Below are 7,497 nucleotides of genomic sequence, written 5' to 3' on the forward strand. Positions count from 1 at the left end.
GGCGGCCACGGCCACCTTGGCCTGGGCCTCGCGCTGGTTCTCCAGGCGCTGGTTCCGCTCGACGAGCTGGGCGTAGTCGGGCCGGACCACGGCGGCCGCCGACCTGCGCCGCCCACCGGACGGCACCCGGCCGGGGGTGTACGAGGCCGCCGCGCGTGCCACCCGGAACCTGCTGGAGCGCCAGGACCCCGAAGGCTGGTGGAAGGGCGACCTGGAGACCAACGTCACCATGGACGCGGAGGACCTGCTGCTACGGCAGTTCCTCGGGATCCGGGACGAGGCCACCACCCGGGCCGCCGCCCTCTTCATCCGCGGCGAACAGCGGGAGGACGGCACCTGGGCCACCTTCCACGGCGGACCGCCCGAACTGTCCGCCACCATCGAGGCCTACGTCGCACTCCGCCTCGCCGGGGATGCGCCGGACGCCCCGCACATGACCCGCGCCTCGGCGTGGATCCGGGCCCACGGCGGGATCGCCGCCGCCCGCGTCTTCACCCGGATCTGGTTGGCCCTCTTCGGCTGGTGGAACTGGGACCACCTGCCCGAACTCCCGCCCGAGCTGGTCTTCCTGCCGCCCTGGGTACCACTGAACATCTACGACTTCGGCTGCTGGGCCCGCCAGACCATCGTCCCGCTCACCGTGGTCTCCGCGCTGCGCCCCGTCCGCCCGGCCCCCTTCGCCCTCGACGAGCTGCACGCCGACGCGCGCACCCCCAACCCCGCCAGGAGACTCGCCCCGCTGACCAGCTGGGACGGCGCCTTCCAGCGGATGGACAAGGCCCTGCACGTCTACCGGCGGTTCGCCCCGCGCCGGCTGCGCAAGGCGGCGATGGCGAGCGCGGGCCGCTGGATCGTCGAACGGCAGGAGAACGACGGCTGCTGGGGCGGGATCCAGCCGCCCGCCGTGTACTCGGTCATCGCCCTGCACCTGCTCGGCTACGACCTCGGGCATCCGGTGATGCGCGCCGGTCTGGAGTCCCTGGAGCGGTTCGCGGTGTGGCGCGCGGACGGCGCCCGGATGATCGAGGCCTGCCAGTCCCCGGTGTGGGACACCTGCCTCGCCGCGATCGCCCTGGCCGACGCGGGCCTGCGCCCCGACCATCCGGCGCTGGTCAAGGCCGCCGACTGGATGCTCGGCGAGGAGATCGTCCGCACGGGCGACTGGGCCGTGCGCCGGCCCGGCCTCGCCCCCGGCGGCTGGGCGTTCGAGTTCCACAACGACACCTACCCCGACATCGACGACACGGCCGAGGTGGTCCTCGCCCTGCGCCGCATCAAGCACCCCGACCCGGCCCGGGTCGAGGGCGCCATCGCCCGCGGGGTGTCCTGGAACCTCGGCATGCAGTCGAGGAACGGGGCGTGGGGCGCCTTCGACGCCGACAACACCAGCCCCCTGCCGAACAAGCTGCCCTTCTGCGACTTCGGCGAGGTCATCGACCCGCCCTCGGCCGACGTCACCGCCCACGTGGTGGAGATGCTCGCCTTCGAGGGCCGGGCCTCGGACGCCCGGACCCGACGCGGCATCGCCTGGCTGCTGGCCGAACAGGAGCCGAGCGGCGGCTGGTTCGGCCGCTGGGGCACCAACTACGTCTACGGCACCGGCTCGGTGGTCCCGGCCCTCGTCGCCGCCGGCACCGCCCCGGGGCATCCCGCGATCCGGCGGGCCGTGCGCTGGCTGGAATCCGTACAGAACGAGGACGGCGGGTGGGGGGAGGACCAGCGCTCCTACAAGGACCCGTCCTGGGCCGGGAAGGGCGCCTCCACCCCCTCGCAGACCGCCTGGGCGCTGATGGCCCTGCTGTCGGCCGGGGAGCGCGAGGGCAAGGCCGTCGAGCGGGGCATCGCCCACCTCGTGGAGACCCAGAAGGAGGACGGCACCTGGGACGAGCCGTACTTCACCGGCACCGGCTTCCCCTGGGACTTCTCCATCAACTACCACCTGTACCGGCAGGTGTTCCCGCTCACCGCGCTCGGCCGCTACCTGTACGGGGAGCCCTTCGCCCCGGCCGGAGCGCACCCGGCAACGGCCGGGGAGGCGTGATGTCCGCCGCCGACGGGGACCGGGGTCGCGGGACCGACCCGTTGCTGGTGGCCTGCGCGCTGCGCATCGAGCAGGTGGCGCTGCGCAGCGCCGGCCACGGCCCCGGGCGCGGATCGGCCGGCGGGCACGTCCTGCTGCGCACCGGGATGGGCCCGCGCGCGGCCGAGCGGGCCCTCGGCCGGGCACTGGAGCGGCCGGGGATGGACCGGGCCGCCGTCCTGGCGACCGGGTTCTGCGCCGGGCTGGTCCCCGGCATGCACCCCGGAGACCTGGTCGTCGCCGAGGAGACCCGGGACCCGCAGGGGATCGTCACCTGCACCGGCAGCGCCCTGCTCGCCGAGGCACTGGCCCGGGCCGCGCCCGGCCGGACCGTGCACCGCGGCGCGCTGACCGGATCCGACCACGTCGTCCGCGGCCAGGAGCGCGCGCAGCTGCGCGCCACCGGCGCCATCGCGGTCGACATGGAGTCCGCGGCCACCCTGTGGACCGCCACCCGGGGCGGTGGCCGTCCGGTTGCGGCCGTCCGGGTGATCGTGGACGCTCCGGAGCACGAGCTCGTCCGTATCGGCACGGTTCGCGGGGGAATATCGGCCTTCCGTGTCCTGCGTGCCGTACTGCCCGCGTTTCATGAATGGCACCGTTCGTTGCTGCTCCCCAGGAGGTGAGCCAGATGGCCATGCCGCTGCGCCAGTCCATCAGGGTCGGGACGTATCTTCTCGAACAGAAGCTCCGCAAGCGCGAGAAGTTCCCCCTGATCGTCGAGCTGGAACCGCTCTACGCCTGCAACCTGGCCTGTGAGGGGTGCGGGAAGATCCAGCATCCGGCCGGGGTGCTCAAGCAGCGCATGCCGGTCGCCCAGGCGGTCGGCGCCGTGCTGGAGTCCGGTGCGCCCATGGTGTCCATCGCGGGCGGCGAGCCCTTGATGCACCCGCAGATCCACGAGATCGTCCGACAGTTGGTGGCGAGGCGGAAGTACGTGTTCCTCTGCACCAACGCGATGCTGCTGCGCAAGAAGATCGAGAAGTTCACCCCTTCCCCGTATTTCGCCTTCGCCGTGCACATCGACGGTCTGCGCGAGCGCCACGACGAGTCGGTGGCCAAGGAAGGCGTCTTCGACGAGGCGGTCGCCGCCATCAAGGAGGCGAAGAAGCGCGGGTTCCGGGTGACGACCAACTCCACCTTCTTCAACACCGACACCCCGCAGACCATCATCGAGGTCCTCAACTACCTCAATGACGACCTCCAGGTCGACGAAATGATGATCTCGCCCGCCTATGCCTACGAGAAGGCACCCGACCAGGAGCACTTCCTGGGCGTCGAACAGACCCGAGAGCTCTTCAGGAAGGCCTTCGCGGGCGGCAACCGGCGCCGCTGGCGGCTCAACCACTCCCCGCTCTTCCTGGACTTCCTGGAAGGAAAGGCTGATTTCTCCTGCACGGCCTGGGCCATTCCGAATTACTCCCTCTTCGGCTGGCAGCGGCCCTGCTATCTGATGAGCGACGGATACGTGCCGACGTACCGCGAGCTCATCAACGACACCGACTGGGACAAGTACGGCCGCGGAAAGGACCCGCGCTGCGCGAACTGCATGGCGCACTGCGGCTACGAGCCCACCGCCGTCCTCGCCACCATGGGCTCCCTCAAGGAATCCCTGCGCGCGGCCCGCGAGACGATCGCCGGCAACCGGGACAAGTCGGCATGACCGGGCGGCCACCGGAGGAAGGGGGCGGCCGGGGCCGAGGCTTCGACCTCGGAGCCCTGCTGGCCGAGCGCGGGGCGGAGCGGTACGAGCTGCACGCCCGGTACCTCAACCACCAGCTGCCCCGCATGCTGCACACCATCGGCTTCGACAAGGTCTACGAGCGGGCCGAGGGCGCCCACTTCTGGGACGCCGAGGGCAACGACTACCTGGACATGCTGGCCGGGTTCGGGGTGATGGGCCTGGGCCGGCACCACCCGGTCGTCCGCCGGGCCCTGCACGACGTCCTGGACGCCCAGCTCGCCGACCTCACCCGGTTCGACTGCCAACCGCTGCCGGGACTACTGGCCGAGAAACTGCTCTCGTACAGCCCGCACCTGGACCGGGTCTTCTTCGGCAACAGCGGCACCGAGGCGGTGGAGACGGCCCTGAAGTTCGCCCGGTACGCCACCGGGCGCCCCAGGATCCTCTACTGCGACCACGCCTTCCACGGGCTGACCGCGGGCTCCCTCTCGGTGAACGGGGAGAGCGGGTTCCGCGACGGCTTCGCACCGCTGCTCCCCGACACGAGCATCACGCTCGGGGACCTCGCCGCCCTGGAGCGGGAGCTGAAGCGCGGGGACGTCGCCGCCCTCGTCGTCGAGCCGATCCAGGGCAAGGGGGTCCTGGCCGCCCCGCCCGGATTCCTGCTCGCCGCGCAGGAGATGCTGCACCGGCGAGGGGCGCTGCTCATCGCGGACGAGGTGCAGACCGGCCTCGGACGGACCGGGGACTTCTACGCGTACCAGCACGAGCCGGGCGTGGAACCGGACCTGGTGTGCGTGGCGAAGGCGCTCTCGGGCGGGTACGTCCCGGTCGGCGCGACCCTGGGCAAGGACTGGATCTTCAAGAAGGTCTACTCGTCCATGGACCGGGTGCTCGTGCACTCCGCGAGCTTCGGTTCCAACGCCCAGGCCATGGCGGCGGGCCTCGCGGTCCTGTCCGTCATGGAGGACGAGGAGGTCGTGGCGAACGCCCGGGTCATGGGCGACCTGCTGCGCGGGCGGCTCGCCGCCCTGGTGGACGAGTACGAGCTGCTGCACGAGGTGCGGGGGCGCGGGCTGATGATCGGCATCGAATTCGGCCGGCCGTCCTCGCTGGGCCTGCGCAGCCGGTGGACCATGCTGCAGGCGGCCCGCAAGGGGCTCTTCGCGCAGATGGTCGTGGTGCCGCTGCTGCAGAAGCACCGGATCCTCACCCAGGTCTCCGGGGACCATCTGGAGGTGATCAAGCTGATCCCGCCGCTGATCGTGGACGAGGCGGACGTGGACCGGTTCGTCGGGGCCTTCCGCGAGGTCATGGACGAGGCGCACGGTGGGTCCGGGCTGATCTGGGACTTCGGCAGGACGCTGGTGAAGCAGGCCGTCGCCACGCGCTGACGGCCCGCCCGGCCGGTGCGGGAACCGGTCGGCCGGTTCCCGCCCGCGTCAGACGAGGAGCCGGTCGCGCAGTCGGTCGAGGGTCTCGGGCGTCAGCCCGAGGCCCTCCGCCAGGTAGCGGTCCACCCCGCCCCAGACCTCGTCGATGGTGTCGAAGGCGGCCACCAGGTACTCGGCGCGGGCGTCGAAGAGCGGCGCGAGCAGCTCCATCACCTCGGGGGAGCGCTCGCCCGCCGACTCGCCGGTGCGGCGCACGCGATAGCGGCGGTGCGGGGCGTTCGACTCCAGGTAGTCCGTCACGATCGCCTCGCGCTCGACGCCCAGCGCGAGCAGGGTGACGGCGATCGACAGGCCGGCCCGGTCCTTGCCGGCCGCGCAGTGCATGAGCGCGGGGACGCTGTCCTCGGCGAGGGCGTGCACGACCCGGCTGTGCTCGGCGGTGCGCTGCCGGATGATCCCGCGGTACGAGTTCGACATCCGGGCCGCGGCCTTTCCGTCGCCCAGGATCTCGCGCAGCTGAACGAGGTCGCCGTCGCGGACCAGCCGCCAGAACTCCCGTCCGTCGGCCGGGTCCGAGAGCGGGATGTTGACGTTCCGGACGCCGGGCAGTTCGACGTCCGGCCCCTCCAGCGCGTGGTCGGCGACGTTGCGGAAGTCGAAGACGGTGTGGAGGCCGAGCGAGGCGAGGAACTCTGCATCGCTTTCGGTGGCATGTGCGAGATGTCCGCTTCGGAACAGTCGTCCCGTCCTGACCGTTCGTCCGTCAGAAGTCGGCAATCCGCCCACATCGCGGAAATTGCGCACTCCGGACAGCTCCGGCTCCTGTATCTGCTGGGTCAAAGCAACTCCTCCGCCACGTTGTGGGTCCTGTGTCCGAATTACACTACTTGGCGCCAACTTGCCATATCCGGAGGCGAGATCGGGCACGTCCCCGTGAGCCAGATCATACGGTGACCGTGAGTGCCTGATCGCTAAAGGCGAATGGCCCCGTCGGAACGGCTGTTGGCGGTGTCGAATGGACGGAGGGTGACGGTAATTCCGGCGGTCCCTCATGCCTGGTATTCCGTCAGGGAATTCGCGGCTTGTTCCGTGTGGCCGCAAGGGATTACCTTCGCGATCGATCCGGGTGGACCGCCAAATCCTGCCGCCTCCCGGAAACCGCATCCGACCTATTCGCGCGGCAGGAGCGGGGGAACCAGGTAAGCCGCCGGCCCGGAGATCTTTTCGCCGGGACGGCTCGGGGTGAAGTCGTTCATGGCTCGTACATGTACGGCCGGACATCTCCAGTCCGAACCCGACAGCTCACCTCGCAGGCGCCGGAGAGGAATTCGTCATGCCTGCAAAGGGTAAGCACCGCCGTCCCAAGTCCCTTTCCCTTTCCCGCGGTTTCGCCGTCGCCGGAACCGGTGGCGCGGCCCTCGCGCTGCCGCTGATCGGTGCCGCCGGTGCCCACGCGGCCGGTGCCCCGGCCGCCGCTCCCGCGGTGACCCCCGCGGTGGCCTCGCAGGCCCCCCTCGCCCTCCGGTCGGCGCCCGTCGCCGCCGTGCAGGCCGCCCCGACCGTCTACACCGTCGTGCCGGGCGACTACCTCTCCAAGATCGCCGCCGAGCGCCACCTGGCCGGCGGCTGGGAGCAGCTGTACGCCGACAACCGCGAGGCCGTCGGTGGCAACCCGTCGCTGATCCACCCGGGCCTGAAGCTCCACCTCGGCGGTCCCGGCGAGCCCGCTCCGTCCGAGGCCGAGGCGGTCCCGGCCCCCGAGGCCGAGGCCGAGGCCGACGCGAAGCCGGCCGCGCAGTCCGCGCCGAAGCCGGTCCGCAAGCACGCCGAGCAGGCCGCCCCGGCGCAGCCGGAGGCCGCCGCCGAGCCCGAGGCCCCCGCCGCCCCGCAGTCGGCCGCCGGCTTCGTGGCCCCGGTCGGCGGTGGCATCTCCACCCAGTACAAGGTCGCCGGCAGCATGTGGTCCTCCGGCTACCACACCGGCGTCGACTTCATCGCGAGCTCCGGCACCACCGTCAAGGCCGTCGGCGCGGGCACCGTGGTCTCCGCCGGCTGGAGCGGCTCGTACGGCAACGAGATCGTGATCCGGCACGCGGACGGCAAGTACTCCCAGTACGCCCACCTCTCCCAGCTCTCCGTCTCCTCCGGCCAGAGCGTCACCGCCGGGCAGGCCATCGGCCTCTCCGGCTCCACCGGCAACTCGACCGGCCCGCACCTGCACTTCGAGATCCGTACGACCCCGTCCTACGGCTCGGACATGGACCCGATCGCCTACCTCCGCGCCAAGGGCGCGAGCCTCTGACGGCACCCGCCGTCGGACCACCGACACGCGTGAGGCC

General features: G+C 71.5%; 6 protein-coding genes and 1 riboswitch. Of the genes, 5 read left to right on the forward strand and 1 reads right to left on the reverse strand.

Features of this window, described 5'->3' with window-relative positions; all coding sequences use genetic code 11:
* The first annotated feature begins 136 nt into the window (after nt 1-136).
* Genes shc through AB8A24_RS41920 form a run of 4 tightly spaced genes read left to right on the forward strand, consistent with a single transcriptional unit; the run spans nt 137 to nt 5,158 of the window.
* Nucleotides 137-2,041 (forward strand): squalene--hopene cyclase, encoded by a 1,905-nt coding sequence (gene shc, locus AB8A24_RS41905; RefSeq protein WP_369479128.1) that lies wholly within the window; start codon nt 137-139, stop codon nt 2,039-2,041.
* The gene (locus AB8A24_RS41910; RefSeq protein ID WP_328960821.1) at nt 2,041-2,706 is read left to right on the forward strand and encodes a 1-hydroxy-2-methyl-2-butenyl 4-diphosphate reductase; all 666 of its coding nucleotides are present in this window, start codon (nt 2,041-2,043) and stop codon (nt 2,704-2,706) included. Before shc ends, AB8A24_RS41910 begins: the two co-directional genes overlap by 1 nt.
* 5 nt (nt 2,707-2,711) lie before the next feature.
* Nucleotides 2,712-3,743 (forward strand): adenosyl-hopene transferase HpnH, encoded by a 1,032-nt coding sequence (gene hpnH / locus AB8A24_RS41915; protein ID WP_030728986.1) that lies wholly within the window; start codon nt 2,712-2,714, stop codon nt 3,741-3,743.
* A complete protein-coding gene (locus AB8A24_RS41920; RefSeq protein WP_328960820.1) occupies nt 3,740-5,158 on the forward strand; it encodes an aspartate aminotransferase family protein in 1,419 nt (472 codons plus the stop codon). Before hpnH ends, AB8A24_RS41920 begins: the two co-directional genes overlap by 4 nt.
* A gap of 48 nt (nt 5,159-5,206) precedes the next feature.
* Here the strand turns inward: AB8A24_RS41920 and AB8A24_RS41925 are convergent, their stop codons facing one another.
* Nucleotides 5,207-5,998, reverse strand: coding sequence for a tyrosine-protein phosphatase (locus tag AB8A24_RS41925; protein ID WP_328960819.1), 792 nt, complete (start codon nt 5,996-5,998; stop codon nt 5,207-5,209).
* Nucleotides 5,999-6,290: 292 nt separating this feature from the next.
* Nucleotides 6,291-6,487, forward strand: a riboswitch (cyclic di-AMP (ydaO/yuaA leader).
* 4 nt (nt 6,488-6,491) lie between these two features.
* On the opposite strand from AB8A24_RS41925, the gene AB8A24_RS41930 reads away from it, so the two are divergent.
* Nucleotides 6,492-7,460: a LysM peptidoglycan-binding domain-containing M23 family metallopeptidase gene (locus AB8A24_RS41930; protein ID WP_328960818.1), complete on the forward strand. Its 969-nt coding sequence runs from the start codon at nt 6,492-6,494 to the stop codon at nt 7,458-7,460.
* The last annotated feature ends 37 nt before the right edge of the window (nt 7,461-7,497 follow it).

Origin of the sequence: Streptomyces sp. BF23-19 (genome assembly GCF_041106355.1) — a bacterium.
Lineage (GTDB): Bacteria > Actinomycetota > Actinomycetes > Streptomycetales > Streptomycetaceae > Streptomyces > Streptomyces virginiae_A.